This window comes from Streptomyces decoyicus (assembly GCF_019880305.1).
GTDB lineage: Bacteria > Actinomycetota > Actinomycetes > Streptomycetales > Streptomycetaceae > Streptomyces > Streptomyces decoyicus.
On record NZ_CP082301.1, the window covers coordinates 2,961,063 to 2,978,112 of the forward strand.

Annotated in this window: 9 protein-coding genes; 1 reads left to right on the forward strand and 8 read right to left on the reverse strand. The window is 71.9% G+C overall.

The genetic code is table 11. From position 1 onward, the window contains the following. Positions 1–299: 299 nt before the first annotated feature. From K7C20_RS13010 to K7C20_RS13025, 4 genes are all read right to left on the reverse strand, one after another. Entirely contained in the window at positions 300–6,641 is a 6,342-nt protein-coding gene (locus tag K7C20_RS13010; protein ID WP_078953583.1) for a type I polyketide synthase, read from the reverse strand. A gap of 35 nt (positions 6,642–6,676) precedes the next feature. Next, entirely contained in the window at positions 6,677–7,960 is a 1,284-nt protein-coding gene (locus K7C20_RS13015; RefSeq protein WP_245171825.1) for a beta-ketoacyl synthase N-terminal-like domain-containing protein, read from the reverse strand. A 130-nt stretch (positions 7,961–8,090) separates the two neighbouring features. Next, on the reverse strand, positions 8,091–8,282 hold the full coding sequence (locus K7C20_RS13020) for a DUF5988 family protein (protein ID WP_030082257.1): 192 nt from the start codon (positions 8,280–8,282) through the stop codon (positions 8,091–8,093). Positions 8,283–8,467: 185 nt separating this feature from the next. Then, a complete protein-coding gene (locus tag K7C20_RS13025) occupies positions 8,468–8,944 on the reverse strand; it encodes a hypothetical protein (protein ID WP_150127338.1) in 477 nt (158 codons plus the stop codon). An 838-nt stretch (positions 8,945–9,782) separates the two neighbouring features. Between K7C20_RS13025 and K7C20_RS13030 the strand changes: the two genes are divergently transcribed. After that, positions 9,783–10,832 carry a tyrosine-type recombinase/integrase gene (locus tag K7C20_RS13030; protein ID WP_030082259.1) on the forward strand — a complete coding sequence of 350 codons (1,050 nt, stop codon included), beginning with the start codon at positions 9,783–9,785 and terminating at the stop codon, positions 10,830–10,832. Positions 10,833–10,921: 89 nt separating this feature from the next. Here the strand turns inward: K7C20_RS13030 and K7C20_RS13035 are convergent, their stop codons facing one another. The 4 genes from K7C20_RS13035 to K7C20_RS13050 all read right to left on the reverse strand — a co-directional run bounded on the left by K7C20_RS13035 (position 10,922) and on the right by K7C20_RS13050 (position 16,849). After that, a complete protein-coding gene (locus K7C20_RS13035) occupies positions 10,922–11,740 on the reverse strand; it encodes an IPT/TIG domain-containing protein (RefSeq protein ID WP_053210331.1) in 819 nt (272 codons plus the stop codon). A gap of 484 nt (positions 11,741–12,224) precedes the next feature. Beyond that, positions 12,225–13,316 carry an alpha/beta fold hydrolase gene (locus K7C20_RS13040; RefSeq protein WP_030082263.1) on the reverse strand — a complete coding sequence of 364 codons (1,092 nt, stop codon included), beginning with the start codon at positions 13,314–13,316 and terminating at the stop codon, positions 12,225–12,227. A 167-nt stretch (positions 13,317–13,483) separates the two neighbouring features. Beyond that, positions 13,484–14,563 carry a rod shape-determining protein gene (gene mreB / locus K7C20_RS13045; RefSeq protein WP_030082265.1) on the reverse strand — a complete coding sequence of 360 codons (1,080 nt, stop codon included), beginning with the start codon at positions 14,561–14,563 and terminating at the stop codon, positions 13,484–13,486. Between the two features lie 183 nt (positions 14,564–14,746). Then, positions 14,747–16,849 carry an FUSC family protein gene (locus K7C20_RS13050; RefSeq protein WP_048829538.1) on the reverse strand — a complete coding sequence of 701 codons (2,103 nt, stop codon included), beginning with the start codon at positions 16,847–16,849 and terminating at the stop codon, positions 14,747–14,749. Positions 16,850–17,050 lie beyond the last annotated feature (201 nt).

A 17,050-nucleotide genomic window follows, 5' to 3' on the forward strand; every position in this document is an offset into this window, starting at 1 on the left:
TTACCGTCGAGGCAATTGACGGTAATGCGCGAGAAGTACCGGAGAGGGCGTCGCGGCAAGAATCTATCAGAAAAGGCGGCGGTTCGGAATTACGGAATCCGTTTCCGTGGCGTCGCGGGAGGGGGCGCTGTTATGCCGGGGGATTCGGGTGGGGGATGTGGTCGACGTGTTTCCGCAGGTTTTCTGCGGTTTTCTTGTGGGGGTCCGTTGCGGGAGAGGCGAGGGCGGTGGCGGACAGGGCGACGCCCGGCGGGCCGGGGAGCCCGCCGGGCGTGTGCGATCCCCGAGAACCTGAGAGGTCAGCTCGCCGTCAGCTCCAGGCCCAGATGCTGGGCGATACCGACGGCGAGAGCGGCGAGGGTCGGGTGTTCCCAGACGAAGTTTCTCGGCAGGGAGATGGCGAAGGAGCGGTCGATGCGGACGCGCAGCTCCATGGCCAGCAGGGAGTCGAAGCCCAGCGATTTCAACGGCGTCTGCGGGTCGAGGGAGCTCTCCCCCAGCCGCAGGACGTCACGGACGTGCCCCGCCAGATGCTCTTCCAGTGCGGCCCTTCTGGCCAGGCCGGGAGGCAGCGCGGTGAGCCGGGCACGGATGTCCTCGGTGTCCTCGCGCGGCGGGGCCGCCGCCTCCTGCGGGGCGTCCCCGGTCACCTGGCTGAAGAACGGGAGGTGACGGCCCGCCGGCGGAACCCAGGTGTCCGGCGGGCCGGGGAGCACCCCGGTCTGCACCCGCCGGTGGGCCAGCAGCGTCCGCAGCGCCGCCAGGCCGTGGTCCGTGGGAATGGTGCGGTATCCGCGGCGGCTGAAGTCGGTGGCGACCCCGATCTCGCCCCACGGCCCCCAGTTGACCGCCACGGTGGGCAGCCCCTGTCCGGAGCGCCAGGCCGCGAACCCGTCGAGCCAGGAGTTCGCCGCCGCATAGGCGCCCTGGCCGGGGTTGCCCAGCAGCGAGGCCATCGAGGAGAACGCCGCGAACCAGTCCAGCGCGTGCCCCTCCGTGGCGTGGTGGAGATGCCAGGCGCCGACGACCTTGGGCATCCAGACCCGTTCCAGCTGGTCGTCGTTGACGTTGGTGATCACGGCGTCGTCCAGCACCATGGCGCAGTGCACCACCCCGCGCAGCGGGAATCCCTCGGTCACCGCCGTGGACACCAGCCGCTGGGCGACATCAGGATCGGCGATGTCGCCCAGGACCACCGACACCTTGGTGGTCCGGCCGATCACCGTGGCGAGCGTCCGGGCGACCTCGGGGGTCGGGGCGCTACGGCCGTTGAGCACCACATGGCCGGCGCCGTGTGCCGCGAGCCAGGTCGCGGTGGCCAGGCCCAGGCCGCGCAGTCCGCCGGTGACGATATAGGCACCGCCCTCCTCCACGGGCATGTCCCTTTCGGGCAGCACCGCGGGGGCGTCGCCCTCGTCGGGCACGGTCAGCACCAGCTTTCCGATGTGGTCGGCGGCCGCCATGGTGCGGAAGGCCGTGGTGGCCTGCGGCAGCGGATACTCCGTGCAGTGCAGGGGCTTGAGCCGGCCCTCCTCGAACGCACCGAGCACCTCCTTCCACACCGAGTCGAAGGTGTCGGGGCGGTTCTGGTGCAGCTCGATGAGGTCGACGGTGCTCAGGGTGACGTTGTGCCGCAGCGGCAGCATGCCCAGGGGAGCGTCCGCCATGATGTCGCGCACCCCCAGCTCCACGAACCGGCCGAAGGGGCGCAGCGTCTCCAGGCCCGTGCGGATGGCCGCTCCGGACAGGGAGTTGAGGACGACATCGACGCCCTCGCCGTTCGTCGCCTCGCGGGTGCGTACGCCGAATTCCAGCGTGCGGGAATCCATCACATGGCGGATGCCCATGCCCCGCAGGAAGCGGCGTTTGTCCTCGCTGCCGGCCGTGGCCAGCACCTCGGCGCCCAGCAGCCGGGCCACCGCGATCGCCGCCAGACCGGTACCGCCGGTGGCCGAGTGGATCAGCACGCGTTCCCCGGCGGCGAGCCGGGCGACCGAGCGCAGCGCGTACCAGGCCGTCAGGAACGCGATCGGCAGGCCGGCCGCGGCCACCGGTTCGATGCCGAACGGGATGGGGGCGACCGCGCCGGCCGGGAGCGTGAGGAAGGAGCCGAAGGCCCCGCCCCGCAGATCGACGGCGATCACCTCGTCCCCGGCCTGGAGACGCTCCACGCCGGCGCCGACCGCGCTCACCACACCGGAGCATTCGAATCCGATGCGGTAGCGGACGTCCGTGTCGCCGGGGAGCAGGCCCATGGCCGTGAGCACATCGCGGAAGTTCAAGCCGGTGGCGGTGACCCGCACCTCGACCTCACCGGGGGCCGGCGTGCGGCGGCCGGTGGCGGCGTACTCCAGGCTCGACAGGTCGCCCAGCCGGCCCGCGCGCAGCCGGAAGCCGTCGACCCCGTAGCGCACCGTGCACGGGGTGGCGGCCAGGTCCTCCCCGCCGTCCGGCACGGCATGTTCCAGGCGGGCGACGTGCCGGCTGCCCGCACGCAGGGCGACCTCGTCGTCGTCCGTGTCCGCGAGCAGTTCCAGGGCCACTTCCTCGGGATCGGCGTCGTGCGGGTCGGCGTCCACCAGCACCGGCCGGATCTCGGGGTGTTCGAGCGCGCCGACCCGCAGCAGTCCGCGCACCGCGCTCTGGCCGAGGTCGACCTCGTCGTCCGGCAGCACGCTGCGGGCGCCGCGCGTGACGACGTACAGGCGGGGCGACGCGGTGGTGGCGGTGATCGCCTGGAGGGCACCGAGCAGCCGGCGGGTGCGCCACAAGGACTGCACGGTCGGCTCCCCGCCCTCGGCGCGGCCGCACACCAGCACCACCCCGCGCGGGGTTTCGAGGGTGGCGGCCAGCCGTCCGGTGAGAGCGTCGCGGAACGCGCCGAGCGAGGTGTCGTCGAGCGGGCGGTCCCAGACCACCGTGCGGGCGTAGCGGGCCCGTAGTGCGGCGGCCAACGCCTGGGCCGACCCGTCCGCTTCGCCCACGATGACCCAGCTGCCCGGTGCGTGGCCCCCGTCCGGGGTCGCACGGGGTGCGGACTGCCAGCCGATGTCGAGGAGCCAGTCGTCGACCTTCGGGGCCTCGCGCACGACCCGCCGTGCGAAGCGCAGACCGTTGACGACGAGGACCACGGCGCCGCTGTCGTCCAGGAGGCGCACATTGGCCACGATGGCCTGCGGGGTGATCTCGCTGACGTGCGCGTGGCAGTACACGCCGCTCGCGGGATCGCCGGCGATGCGCACCGCCTGCATGCTGACCGGCAGCACCAGTGCCGGGTCGTCCTCGTCGATCAGGGGCGCCACGGCGAGCTGGGCACAGACGTCGAGGAGGACGGGGTGGACCGGCAGACCGGGCGGCGGGGTGCAGGCCTGGGGCGGCACCCCGACCTTGGCCCAGAAGCTGTCGTTGTGGCGGCCGGTGTGCAGTTCGAGGACACCGGTGAACGCCGGGCCGTGCTCCAGGCCGCGCCGGCGCAGGCTGTCGTAGAGCGCGGCCGGCTCCAGGGACACCGGGTGGCGCAGGCTCATGGCGTCGACGGATCTCGGCCGCAGTTCGGGCCGCACGCTCAGCCGGTGCAGCACCGCGTCGGCCTGCACCTCCCACGCGCCGTCCTCGTTGCGGGCGAGGATCTCGCACCGTGCCCGGTCCGGTGCCGTCATCGTGACGGTGGTGGACACCTCGGTGTCCGGGCCCAGCCGCAGCAGTTGCCGGAAATGGACGTCGGTGATCTCCACCTCGTCCGGTGCCGCGCCGAAGACCTCGCAGGCGGCGGAGAGCGCCAGGCCGCAGTGCGCCGCGCCGGGGAAGACCGCGTTGCCGTGCACCCGGTGGTCCCCGAGCCAGGGCAGCGCCTCGGTGCCGGTGCCGGCGCGCCAGCAGTGCCGTACGGGTTCGCCGGGGAATTCGGTGTGGTGGCCGGGCAGCGGGGCCCCGGGCACGTCGGCGGCGTCCGCGGGCGGGGCGGCGTCGGCCCAGTGGTGGCGGCGGTCGAAGGTGACGGTGGGGGCGTCCACGAGGCTGCCCTCGCCGTAGAGCTGCCGCCAGTTCACCGGCACCGCGGCGCAGTGCAGCGCGGCGAGCTGGGTGCGGAAGGTGGCCTGCTCGTCCTCCTCGCGGCGCAGGGTCGGCAGCACGACGGGCTCCGCGACGAGACCGGCGAGGCTCCGCTCGACGGAGTGGGTGACCACAGGGTGCGGCGAGACCTCGGTATAGACCACATGCCGGTCGGCCGCGGCGGCCGCGACCGCCTCGGCGAAGCGCACCGGGCGGCGCAGGTTGTCGCACCAGTAGTCGGCGTCGAAGGCCGGCGTCTCACCGGCGTCGACGACCGTCGAGTAGAACGGCACCTTGGGCGACCGGGGGTCGAGACCGGCCAGGGCCGACCGCAGGGCCGGCAGCACCGGGTCCACCAGCGGGCAGTGCGAGGCGACGTCCACGGCGATCGGGAACACCGGGATCTTCCGGGCCTCCCAGGCGGCGGCCAGCCGGCTCACCTCCGTGGTCCGTCCGGCCACAACGGTGGAATCGGGCGCGGAGAGGACGGCGACCGACACGGTGTCGGCCGCGCTGTCCGCGAGTTCCGCCCGCACCGTGGCGGCGTCCAGGCCGACGCTCAGCATGCTGCCGGAGCCGGCGATATCGCTCAGCAGCCCGGAGCGCCGGCAGATCACCCGGACCCCGTCGGCCAGGGTCAGCGCGCCGGCCACCACCGCCGCCGCGACCTCGCCCATGGAATGGCCGATCACCGCGGCGGGTTCGACGCCGTAGGAGCGCCAGGTGGCGGCGAGGGCGATCTGGAGGGCGAACAGGACCGGCTGCACCGTGCCGCACCCGTGGACGGGCCGGCCGTGCCGCACCACGTCGAGCACCGAGACCTCGCTCTGCGCCCGGATGAGCTCGTCGACCTCGGTCAGCGCGTCGAGAAACGCCGGTTCGGTCTTCAGCAGCCCGCGCCCCATGCCGGGCCACTGGGAGCCCTGGCCGGAGAAGACCCACACCGGCTGCCGCTCCACGGCGGCGCCCACCGCGCCGGTCACGACCGCCGGGTGCCGCTGTCCGGCCGCGAAGGACCGCAGGGAGCCGATGAGTTCCCGGCGGGTGGAGGTGACCACGCCCAGCCGTCCGTGGCCCGCGCAGCGGCGGAGTGCCAGGGTGTGCGCGAGGTCGCGCAGCGGCACGTTCGCGCCGTCGCCCTCCATCCAGTCCGCGAGCCGGGTGGCCGCGTCCGGCAGGACGTCGGGCGAGCCGGCCGACACGAGGAAGACCTCGGACGCCCCCTGGGCCGGCCGGCCCGAGCCCTGGTGCCGGGCGGCCGGGCGTTCCGGGGCCTGTTCCAGCACGACGTGGGCGTTGGTCCCCGAGAAGCCGAAGGAGGACACGGCGGCCAGCCGGGTGGGCGTCCGCAGGGGCCAGGCGGACAGCTCGGTGGGGACGAAGAAGCGGGTGCCGGCCGCGGAGATGGCCGGGTTCCAGCGGCGGAAATGCAGGTTCGCCGGGATGGTGCCGCGTTGCAGGCACAGCACGCTCTTGATCAGTCCGGTGACTCCGGCGGCCGGTTCCAGATGCCCCACGTTGGTCTTCACCGACGTCAGGGCGCACCGGCCAGGACCGTTGCCGTAGACCTCGGCGAGGCTGGCGAACTCGATCGGGTCGCCCACCGGGGTGCCGGTGCCGTGGGTCTCCACCATGCCGACGTCCCGCGGATCGACGCCGGACTGCCCCAGGGCCTCCAGGTACAGGGCGGTCTGCGCGGTCACCGAGGGTGCCGCCAGCCCTTCGGACGAACCGTCCTGGTTGGTGGCCGAGCCGCGCAGCACCGCCAGGACCCGGTCACCGTCCCGTACGGCGTCGCGGAGACGTTTGAGCACCACGACGCCGCAGCCTTCGCCCCGGACGAACCCGTCGGCGTCGGCGTCGAAGGTCCGGCAGCGGCCGCCGGCCGACAGCATGCCCATCCTGGCGAAGGACCGGGTGACGCGCGGCTGGAAGCTCAGGGTGACACCGCCGGCGAGCGCGAGGTCGCACTCGCCGGCGCTCAGTGCCTGACGTGCCATGTGCACGGCCACCAGCGAGGAGGAACAGGCGGTGTCCAGCGCCACACACGGTCCCTGGAGGCCGAGCAGATAGGAGATCCGGCCGGCGGCCACGCAATGGCCGTTGGTCAGGATCGACCCTTCCAGTTCCTGCGGCTGGCCGGCCAGGCGGTCCATGTAGTCGCTGTAGCTGATCCCGGCGAAGACGCCCGTCGAGGTGCCGTTCATCCGGTCCGGTGGCAGGCCGGCGTGTTCCAGGGCCTCCCAGGTGACTTCCAGCAGCAGGCGGTGCTGGGGGTCCAGGACGTCGGCCTCGCGGCCCGAGACGCCGAAGAAGGCGGCGTCGAAGCCCGTCACCTCGCGCAGGAAGCCGCCCTGACGGGGGGTCGGTGCTCTGCTCCCCGGTCCCGGGGAGTCCTCGGGGACGAGGCGCCGGCGCTCCGCGGGCAGTTCGCCCACCGCGTCCCGCTCCTCGACCAGCAGGTGCCACAGGGCCGCGGGCGAATCGGTGTCGCCGGGGAGGCGGCATCCCATGCCGATCACGGCGATCTGCTCTGTCTGTCGGGTGGGTGATGTCTCGGCTGTCGGGCCGTGCATGTCGTTGCTCATCGGGGCTCCGTACGTGGGAGGTGATCTGCCCGTGGTCACACGGCTTCCGGACTGCCGAGGAGAATGGCGTTCTTCACACCGCCGACCTGGTAGTTGAAGCTCAGCGCGTAGTCGAAGTCGAGCGGCCGGGGCCGCCCGCCGGGGACCGGGTCGAAGGGCAGCCCGTCGGCCGGCTGCTCGCAGTTGGCGGTGGGGCAGACCTGCCCTCGCTCCATCATCATCAGCGTCATGGCGACGCCCAGGCAGCCGGCCGGGGCGCCGTTGTGGCCGAAGCAGCCTTCCTGGGACGTCATCAGCAGGTCGTTGTCGGCCCCGTACAGCTCCTTGATGGCGTTCGCCTCGAAGGCGGTGACGACGACGTTGCCGTCGCTGCCGCCGTGGACGTACGGCACATCGCTGATCCGCCACCGGTCGCCGAGGCAGCGGCGGACGGCGGTGACGAGTTCCGCGCCGGTGTCGTCGCAGGCGAGGGGGTTGGCCAGCCCGTCACGGGTCATGGCGGTGGACAGCACCTGGCCGTAGACGTGGGCACCGCGCCGGGCGGCGTGCTCCCGGCTCTCCATGATCACCGTCGCCGCGCCCTCACCGTGGTTGATGCAGTCCGCCCGGCGGTCGTAGGGCCGCATGAGGGAGGTGAAGGACGGCAGCAGTTCCGGCATGTCGGTCGTGCGGAGGGCGTCGTAGGTCTGCTGTGCCCCGCTCAGCAGCCGTTGGATGTTCTGGATGAGATGGACGTTGAAGACGTCGACCCCGGTCACGACCGCGACATCGACCTCGCCGTGGGCGATCATCCGCTGGGCGTTGCCGATCTGCACAGCGGACGAGGCACAGCCGCACGAGACGGTGTAGCAGGGGCCGTTGGACTGGGTCAGCGCCGCCTGCACGAGTGCGACATCGGAGGGTGTCACGGCTTGTTCGGCCGCGACGAACAACTCCATGGCTTCCGGTGCGGAGGTTTTTCCGGGGTCGGCGCCCAGCACCGAAAGATAACTTTCGACATTGGAGTCCACACCCCCGCGTCCGACCAGAATCGCTGCTTCACGCAGCGCACCGCCACAGAAAGTCAGCCCGGCATCGGTGGTGGCCTCCGCCATCGACACCAGGCCGAAACGGTGTGCCGCGGTGTAATGCCGGGAGAAGAACGGCGGGACGTCCGGGAGGCGTTCGTCGAACATCTCCTGGGTGAGCTCGACCGAGCCGTAGTAGACCTCGTCACGCTTGAGGCAGGATTGGCCGCTGGAGACGACGTCCCACATGTCGTCGGCCGTGAAGACCGGCTCGGTGCGACCGGGCAGACAGAATCCGACACCGGTCACCACAACATTCCGGCCGTCACTTCCGTTCTCATCCTTACCAGCTTCTCGGTTCACGACAGGACTCCGTTCCTCACCAGGTTCAACATGATCGTTCTCCTCTGCACATCGCTTTCTTCTTCGGGACGCACAGCACCTATTCGGCGATTCTTGTGCGGTAACACCAGCGGTACACGGGCACCGGCTCTCCGCCCAACTCCGCGTATTCGCCGTAGAATTCGAAACGCTCGTACCCGTTGCCCCGCAGGAGCCTTATCGGATCGCCCGCGTTGTCGCGCGCATGCTGCGGCAGGGCAGTACCTTCCGGCCCGTCGACGAGGATCACCATTCTTCTTTTCGGCATGCCGTCCTCCGGTGTTCTGTCGCAGTGGGTTGTGGGGGGCAGGCTTCAGATGTGCGGTCGGGGGAACCCGGGGCACGTCATGGCGGAGGCGATTACCGGGGCCGGCCCGGCCGACTGCGGGAAGCGGGCCCGCTCGGCCCGGGGGGTTACGGAACGGTGGCCGGCCGGTCTCAGACGACCGGCCGGCCACCATGACCGGCGACCTGGCCGGCGAACGGACCGGAGGCGCCGCCGGCGGCAGCCGGAACGCTGCCGTCGTCGGCGGCAAGGCCTGAGCCGCGGGTCAGGGAAGTCCCGGCCGCGGCAGTGGAGTCGGGGGTCGTCGCAGGGCCGTGGGAGACGGTGGCGGCAGGCAGCTCGGCCGGGGAGACCGTCATGGTGCGGTCCGGGAGTCCTGCGCGAGCCGTGCTTTTGCCGTCGCACGGAGCCTTGCGGAGGGAGTTGCGGATCGGTGCCGGCGTCCACGTGCCGTTGCCGGCTGCGTGTGCCATGGCGACCGTGGTGGCGAGCGTCGCTTCCTCGCCGGGAACCGGGGTCGTGAGGGTCGTGTCACCGCCGGACCGGGCAGGTGCCGGCGCTGTCACGGTGAGGCCCGGGGTCAAGGCGCGTAGACCGTTGACCCAGCGAATGATGGAAATGGTTCGCATGAAGCCCCCTGACCGAATGTGGGGGCCGATCAGCCGGTGCCGACGAATCGGCACCGGCTGACGGATCCAAAACCCTCTACCGGGGACGCCCATACGGCATCTCGGTCTGACCGCAACCAGGCGCTGAGCCGGGCCAACGGGTAGGCCAGGTGCCGCTCCCCGGAGAGGATGGGCGGCCCACCGGTTGGATGCGACTAGTTATCCACGCGGCTCGCCGGGCTACAACAGTCAACCGATAAGGCCACCCGTTCGGAGCAGCGCGAAAAGAACAAACTCGTACCAACTTGCGCAATGGCCTGAGGAGATGCCTTTATTCGACACATGACTGATGAAGCGTTTGATTGCTCACTGCTGCCGCTCGGTCGCGCGGGAGAACCGTGTGCAGCAACAAGCTCGCCGCTTGTCATTCTTGTGTGTGGAACGCAGCGGCAACCGACGTGCCGTCAATAGGCGGCGGCATCGGGACGGTGCCGCCCGGACACCGGAAGTCGCCGCGGCATCGGCGACCCTCGCACCGCATGCACAACTGCCTGCCGCCATAACTCAGTTGGCGATACGTCCACCATTCTCCCGTATCGGTGACGGAGTCATGGGAGGCGCCGGAACGGCCCGGCCGTGCCGGAGAGACCGGCCCTTTTGTTGACCTTGGCCGGCTGTTGTTCCCCTCCGCAGCGGACAGCACGCCAAAGCGCTCTCCCCCGGGGCCCGCAGTTCACCACACCGTCCACAGACATGAAGTCATCACGATTCCTCGACGCCGCTTTCACGCTCAAGAGCGAATCACGCCATCAGTAGCGGCCGACCGAATAACTCCTCAGCAGACAAGGGTGATTCGATAATGAACCATAACGACGGGGGGCGGTTTCCGCAGGAGACCGACACCCAGACGATGACACTCGCCGACTACGGGGAACGGAGGTGGCCGGCAGCGATGCACGGCCTGGAACCCCTGACCATGTCCCCCTACCTGGCCGGGTGGCGTCTGCGCGTCGTTCCCAGCATCGGGCAGGTCCCCGTCCGGAAGGTCACCCGCCGCGTCGTCAACCGTGCGCTGCACTGCTGGATCGCCGACGAATGCGGGCTGTCGACGGTGAAGAACAGCCTTGCCGTCCTCGTGCGGGTCCTGGAACAGGCCGTGCGCGACGGGGTGCTGGACGCCAATCCGGCCCGGGTGGCCGGCTGGCAGCAGGAGTACCAGCGGGCGCAGAGCGAACGCACCACGCCGAGAGCGCTGGCCCTGCCGGACGCGGAGGCACTGGAGCGGCTGGCGGCCACACTCGTCCAGCGGTCGTCGGACGGCTATGAGGGGTGGGGCGACATCGTCCGCTTCGCCGCCTGGACCGGTACCCGCTTCAGTGAAGTGTCCGCCCTCCAGGCCCAGGACATCGATATGAGCACCTGGACCTGGCAGGTCCAGCGCTACACCGTGTCCGAGCCGGAGGGCCTGGACGACCGCGCCTGCAGAGGCAGACACCAGCGGGTCGTGCCACTGCGCCCCGCCGTGCGGGAACTGGCGGCCGGACGGCTGGAGGCGGCGCGTCACACCCCCGTGGCGCGGCTGTTCACCGGCCCGCACCGGAGCCGGTTCACCGCTGCGGTGCTGCGGGACACGACCCGCTGGGACGACGTGGTGGCCGAACTCGGTCACGAGTACCTCCGGCGCCAGGATCTGCGCCACACCGGCCTGACCTGGATGGCGGACGCGGGGCTTCCGTTGCCCTTGCTGTGCGGCGCCGCCGGGCGCCCTCCGCAGGACGCCCGGCGGTACCTGCCCCCTGACGGGCCTCTGCGGTCCGCAGCGATCCATGGGGAGCCACCGGCGAGTTCGGCCCCCGCCCGTATGACGGGCGGGGGCCGAGCCGCTTTCCGGCGTTCCCCCGCGGAGTGACGGCACCGGGTTCCCGGACGGGTCCGGACGGGTCACCTACGACCGCCGGCTCCCAGCCGGGGCGGGCCGTCATCCGGTGGGGCGGGCGGTCACAGGTAGGTGAACGACCCGGCGTTGGCGCTGCCGCCCGGAGTCTGCACGGTCACCTGCACGGTCGACCCGCTCGTTCCCGGCGGAACGACCCCGGTCAGGGAGGTTCCGGTGCCGTTGACCACCACACCGGCGGCGGGCGCGGCCCCGAAGAGCACGCTCGCCCCGAAGAGGTTGGTCCCGACGATGGTGAACGTGGCTCCCGCTGCCGCCGTGGACGGTGTCACCGTGCCCGTGACCGCCGGTGCCGGCGGAAGGTAGGTGTACCCGCCGGGGACGGTCGTGGTGCCGCCCGGGGTCGTCACGGTGACCGGGACGTTGCCTCCCGCGGGGGGTCCTGCGGGGGTGACACCGAACAGGACGGTGCCCGTGGGGTCCGTGCCCAGAACGGTGGCCGTACTGGTCCCGAAGGTGACGGTGGCGTTCTGCAGGTTCGCACCGGCGATGACGAACGAGGTGCCCCCCGCGACCGGCCCCGACGAGGGGGTGATGACCGCGGCGGTCGGCGCGCCCGCGGCAACGTAGACGTACGTCGCCGGGTTGCTGGTACCGCTACTGGTGGTGACGGTGACCTGCACGGCACCGGCGGCGTGCGCCGGGGCCAGCACCGTGACGGTCAGCCCAAGCGGGTCCTGCCCGACGATGGTCACCGAAGTGCCCCCGAAGGAGACACTGGTGGCGCCGGCCAGACCGAGCCCGATGAGCTGCACGGTGTTGCCGCCCGTGGTCGGCCCCGTGCCCGGCAGCACGCCGAGCAGCACGGGCCCGAAAGGCAACGCGAGGGCAGGCAGAGCCGGTTGAAGTGTGGGTGTGGACATGGAGGTCCTCCTGCTGTGTGAGCTCGTTGCTCGGCCCGCCCGTGACAGACATGGCTCACGGACCGGGACCCGAGCACTGGCAGCAGCCGGCCGTACGGGAGGACGGCACAGACGGCGCACAGTGGCCTGCTCACACCGTGGCGGTGCAAGGGCCGTCGTGCTGCCGGCCGCCCTTCAGGGCCCCACAGCGAAGAGGGCTGGAGGGTGGGCCGACTGCTGAAACCCGAGGGGGATGGACGGCCCACCGACCAGGCACCACCAGTAACCCAGAAGAGGGGGCACCGGACAATCGCGTTGACGCCGGAACACCCATACGGCGCAGCGCGAAGCCCGGCGGTTTCACCACCTCTACGGCGCCGGGGCCGCTCCTGCCTCCTGCGTCCTGCCTCCTGCCTCCTGCCTCCTGCCTCCTGCCTCCTGCCGTCACCCTGCCCCTGCATGCGGAGGTGGCCGGAGACGACAGGAAGCGCAGCGGGTTCGGGGATCAGGCGGACGGTGTCGGCTTCACGGACCCCGCAGGCAGGGACCGCAGCCAGTCGACGAGGAGCCGGTTGACCTCCTCGGGGCGCTCCTGCTGGACCCAGTGGCCGCAGCCTTCGAGGAGGTGGGAGGAGGACAGGCCGGGGAGGGTGTGGGGGAACGCCTTGATGGCGTCGGCCATCCAGTGGGTGGTGGCGTCGTGTTCGCCGCCGATGAAGAGGGACGGCTGGGTGACCCGGGCGCCGTCCCAGGCGGCGAGGTCTTCCCAGTCCCGGTCGACGTTGCGGTAGCGGTTCAGTGCGCCGGTCAGGCCGGTGCGCTCGAACTCGCCCGCGTAGAAGTCGAGATCGGCGTCGGTGAGCCAGGGCAGGGGCCGGGGGAGGCCGGCCGGGAAGCGGTCGGACAGTTTTCCGCCCGGGGGCACCGAGAACTGCCCGATGTGGTCCCGGTCGGCTCGGGCCTCGGCGTCGCCCGAGGCCATGGCGTAGAAGCCCGCGAGCCAGCCGCGGACATCGGGTTCGATCTCCGACTCCGCCCGGCCCGGCTCCTGGAAGTAGCTGATGTAGAACTCCCCGGCGCCGCCGAGCCCCGCGAAGGCGTCGGTGGGCCGGAGTCCGCCGCGGGGCGCGTACGGCACGCTCAGCAGCGCCACGCCCGTGAAGAGGTCGGGCCGCAGCAGCGCCGAGTTGGCGGCGATGGGCGAGCCCCAGTCGTGGCCGGCGATGACCGCGCTCTCCTCGCCGAGGGCGCGTACCACCGCGACGTTGTCGGCGACATGGGCCAGCATCCGGTAGGCCGCCACGTCACGGGGTTTCGAGGAACGCCCGTAGCCCCGTACGTCGATGGCGACCGCCCGGTAGCCCGCGGCGGCGAGCGCGGGGAGCTGGTGGCGCCAGGAGTACCACGACTCGGGGAAGCCGTGGACCATCAGGACGAGGGGCCCGCTGCCCTGCTCCACGAGGTGGATGCGGCCACCGGGGACCTCCACCGAGCGAGGGACCGCCTCCGGCAGCGGACCGGAGGGCGGGTGCGGCGCCTGGGCCGGGCCGGCCGGGGAAGGGGGCGGCGTGGACGGCGTCTTGGCGGGCTGCGGCATGCATCCTCCTGGGGAGTGCGGCGTGCGGGCGGCGCGGAAGGGCGCGGGCCGGCGGCCGGCCCGCGGTCCCCGTGACCGCTCCCCCACGATCATGGCGGCGTCGTCACCGCACGCGCGAGGATTCTTGCCGGGACGGCAAACGCCGCCGGGACACCCGGGTCCCGCCCCTACAGCCGCACCGTCCGCCGCGGTTGTTCCTTCGCGCCGGTCAGCAGGCCGTGCAGGGTGGCGAATTCGTCGACGCACTTGGCGGTGCCGTTGACGACGCAGTCCAGGGGATCGTCGGCGACCATTACGGGGACGCCCATCTCCTGGCGCAACCGCCGGTCCAGGCCGCGGAGCAGGGCGCCGCCGCCGGTGAGGGCGATACCGCGCTCGACGATGTCGCCGGAGAGCTCCGGGGGGCAGTCGTCGAGGGTGCGGTGGACGGCGCGGACGATCGCCTCGACGGGCTCGGCCAGTGCCTCGCGGATCTCCTCCTCGGTGATCTCCTGGATGCGGGGCAGGCCGTTGACGTGGTCGCGGCCGCGGACCGTGTAGGTGGACGGGCGCTCCGGCGCGCCGTCCTCGTCGACGTCGACCGGGGTCCAGACCGCCGAGCCGATCGCGATCTTGATGTCCTCGGCGGTGCGTTCCCCGATGTCCAGGGCGTGCTTCTTCTTGATGTAGGAACTGACGGCGGCGTCGAGGGCGTCACCGGCGACCCGTACGGACTGGGCGGTGACCAGGCCGCCCATGGAGACGACGGCGACCTCGGTGGTGCCGCCGCCGATGTCCACCACCATGCAGCCGACCGGCTCGTCCACGGGGAGCCCCGCACCGATCGCGGCGGCCATCGGCTCCTCGATGAGGTGCACTTCGCGGGCGCCGGCGCCCCGGGCGGAATCGATGACCGCGCGTCGTTCGACGCCCGTGATGCCGGAGGGGACGCAGATGACCACCCGGGGCCGGGAGAAACGGCGGCTGGGCAGGGCCTTCTTCATCAGGGCGCGGAGCATCTGCTCGGCGGCGTCGAAGTCGGCGATGACGCCCTCCCGCAGGGGACGCATCGCGGTGATCCCGGACGGTGTACGGCCGATGGTCCGCTTGGCCTCCGCGCCCACCGCGATCACCTCGCCCGCGGCGTTGACCGCGACGACGGACGGCTCGTTCAGCACCACGCCCTTGCCGCGGGCGTAGACCAGGGTGTTGGCCGTGCCGAGGTCGATGCCTATGTCGTACGTACCGGACGAAGTGCTGGACGCCATGGGGGGTTCGTGTGCTCTCTCGCGACGGACGGGGATCCTGGGGGCATTGCGCCGCAGACAACCCCATGGGCGAGCAATGGCGTTCATTGCGGGCAATTGATAAGACTACTGAGGGGCCGGAATGGTTCCCCTTACACCGGCCCATCGGTACTTCACCACTGCTCCTGCCCGTCCCCGGCCCCCTTACCCGCTGCCGTTGCTCTCCGCCTCCCGGACTTCGTCCGGCTCCCGGGACAGCGCCTCCGCCAGATCATCGAGGGCGTCGAGCTGGAGGTCGGCGACGCGCAAGGCGACACCGCGGCTCTCGTCCTCCGCGTCCCACCTCTCCCATACGGCCCGCAGATCACTCCAGTTCACCTGGCCCCGCTCCCGCACGGCGCGGGTGGCCTCCTCCAGGGAGGAGCGCAGTTCGAAGGCGAAGGCGGTGGCACCGGGCGAGGACGCGGCGTCCCGCTCGGGGAGATGGACCTCCAGGATCATCGTGACCCGGCCCATCGTGGCGAGCGCGGCGCTGGCCGCCTGCGCCGAGGCGAGGGAGAGGCCGCGGTGGCGTACGGGTTCCTTCTCGGCGCGGGCCTCGCTCTCCTCCCAGGCGACGCGGGCGGCCCGGGAGTCCAGCAGGGCGTCGCGGACCTGCCGGGGGCGGCGCTCGGCGGGCTGCGCGTACAGGTCGAAAACGGCCAGCGCATAGCGCCCGTTGGCCTCCAGCCACTCGGCGAGGCGGTCGCGGAGCTTGGGGGTCTCCCAGGCGGGGAACAGCGCGTACGACAGCATCGCGAGCAGTCCGCCGAGGAGGGTGAGCACGATGCGCTCCTGGACGGTCTGTTCCCAGCCCGCACCGGCGATGCCGAGCAGAAAGACGACATAGGCGGCCACGATCGCCGAGGTCACGGAGAAGCCGGTGCGCATCAGCAGATACATCAGCCAGACGCAGACCACGGCGAGCCCGGCGCTGACGTAGGTGCCCGGATGCGCCAGCGCCATCAGCGCGCCCGCGACGGTGACGCCCACGAGGGTGCCGGCGAAGCGGGCGATGCCGCGGGAGTAGGTCTGCGCGAAGTCGGGGCGCATCACCATGACCGAGGCGAGCGGCGCCCAGTAGCCGTGGCCGAACGGGAGCACGGTGCCCAGCAGATAGCCGGCGTCGGCGACCGCGGCGATCCGCAGGGCGTGCCGGAGGATGTGCGAGGACCAGCGCGTCTCGCGGTGCAGGGAGCGCAGCGCGCCCGGCACCAGCCGGGGAACGCTGGGGCGCAGCAGATGGCCGCGTTCGGCCTCGGTGGTGGGGCGGGTGGCGCGCACCGGCTCGTCGGTGAGCTCCACGGCGTCGGCGAGCAGCGAGATCAGGCGGTACGCGGAGCGGCGGGCGGCGCCGTGCAGCATCGGGCCGGTGGCGGGGACTTCGAGGGTGGCCATCGCCTCGGGGGGCAGCCGGACCGGTTCGGCGTGCCGTACCGCGTGGGCGACGGCGTCCAGGACGGTGGCGGCGGCGCCCAGCAGATCGCGGGCCCGTTCGCGTTCGGGCCCTTCCAGCGGGGGGCCGACGACCGGGTCGGCGAGGGAGGCGAGGACCGGCCGGACGCGTTCGGCAAGTCCCCGGGGGCCGTGCAGCTGTACGGGGCGGCGCCTGGCCTGACGCGCGGTCACCGCGGAGGCGAGCCGGGCGTCCATCAGGGGGGACGGGTCGAACGGGGCGACCGGGTCGTGCCGCAGCCGCCGGGCGTAGTCCGCCTCGTCGGCCAGTGCGTCGGCGAGCGCATCGCGCTGGACGCCCCAGGGGCGGACCGGGAAGACCACGATCAAGGTGGCCTGGACGAGGCCGCCGAAGAAGATCAGGGCGGCGTGTTCCAGGGCGCCGAGGACGGACGTCGGCAGGGTGACGGTGACCAGCATGATCGCCACGGTCTGGGTGCCGATCAGCCCGGCGACCGGGCCGATCGCCCAGGCCATCCCGGCCAGGAGGGTCCAGCCGGCCAGCAGCAGCAGGAAGGCCAGGAGGTGGGCGGCGGCCAGATAGCCCAGGAAGGTGGAGACCGCCAGCGCACCGGCGACGACGAGGGCGAGCACCGGGCGGGGCCGCATGCTGCGCTGGAAGGTGACGATCCCGGAGGAGAACGCGCCGAAGGCGGCGGACACCGCGAGGGTCGGGTCGCCGCGCCACAGGCACAGGCCGATGACGAGGGCGACGCCCGCGGCGCCCCGGATGGCGATCAGCGGGGTGAGCTTGGTCCGCTCGATGGCCAGCCCCGAGCGAGCGGCCTCCTTGAGCGCACGCGACCAGGTCATAGCGAGAGGATACGGTCCGAAGTCGGGCATTCCTGCCTGGCCGGAGCGGGTGTGGCCTGCGCGCGTCCCACCGCACCGCCACCGGGAAAATCCCGGTAAACCAGCCTTCCGACGTGCGTAGAACGTCCCAGGTCACGAAGGGGATGCCCGGATTCCGGGCAGCGGTGCGAGGAAGCCGACACCCCGGAACGGAAACCATGG

Excerpts from the sequence above, each read along its gene's own strand:
- K7C20_RS13010 (WP_078953583.1), bottom strand. The coding sequence starts at position 6,641 with ATGAGCAACGACATGCACGGCCCGACAGCCGAGACATCACCCACCCGA.
- K7C20_RS13020 (WP_030082257.1), bottom strand. The coding sequence starts at position 8,282 with ATGGTGATCCTCGTCGACGGGCCGGAAGGTACTGCCCTGCCGCAGCAT.
- K7C20_RS13025 (WP_150127338.1), bottom strand. The coding sequence starts at position 8,944 with ATGCGAACCATTTCCATCATTCGCTGGGTCAACGGTCTACGCGCCTTG.
- K7C20_RS13030 (WP_030082259.1), top strand. The coding sequence starts at position 9,783 with ATGAACCATAACGACGGGGGGCGGTTTCCGCAGGAGACCGACACCCAG.
- K7C20_RS13035 (WP_053210331.1), bottom strand. The coding sequence starts at position 11,740 with ATGTCCACACCCACACTTCAACCGGCTCTGCCTGCCCTCGCGTTGCCT.
- K7C20_RS13040 (WP_030082263.1), bottom strand. The coding sequence starts at position 13,316 with ATGCCGCAGCCCGCCAAGACGCCGTCCACGCCGCCCCCTTCCCCGGCC.
- mreB (WP_030082265.1), bottom strand. The coding sequence starts at position 14,563 with ATGGCGTCCAGCACTTCGTCCGGTACGTACGACATAGGCATCGACCTC.
- K7C20_RS13050 (WP_048829538.1), bottom strand. The coding sequence starts at position 16,849 with ATGACCTGGTCGCGTGCGCTCAAGGAGGCCGCTCGCTCGGGGCTGGCC.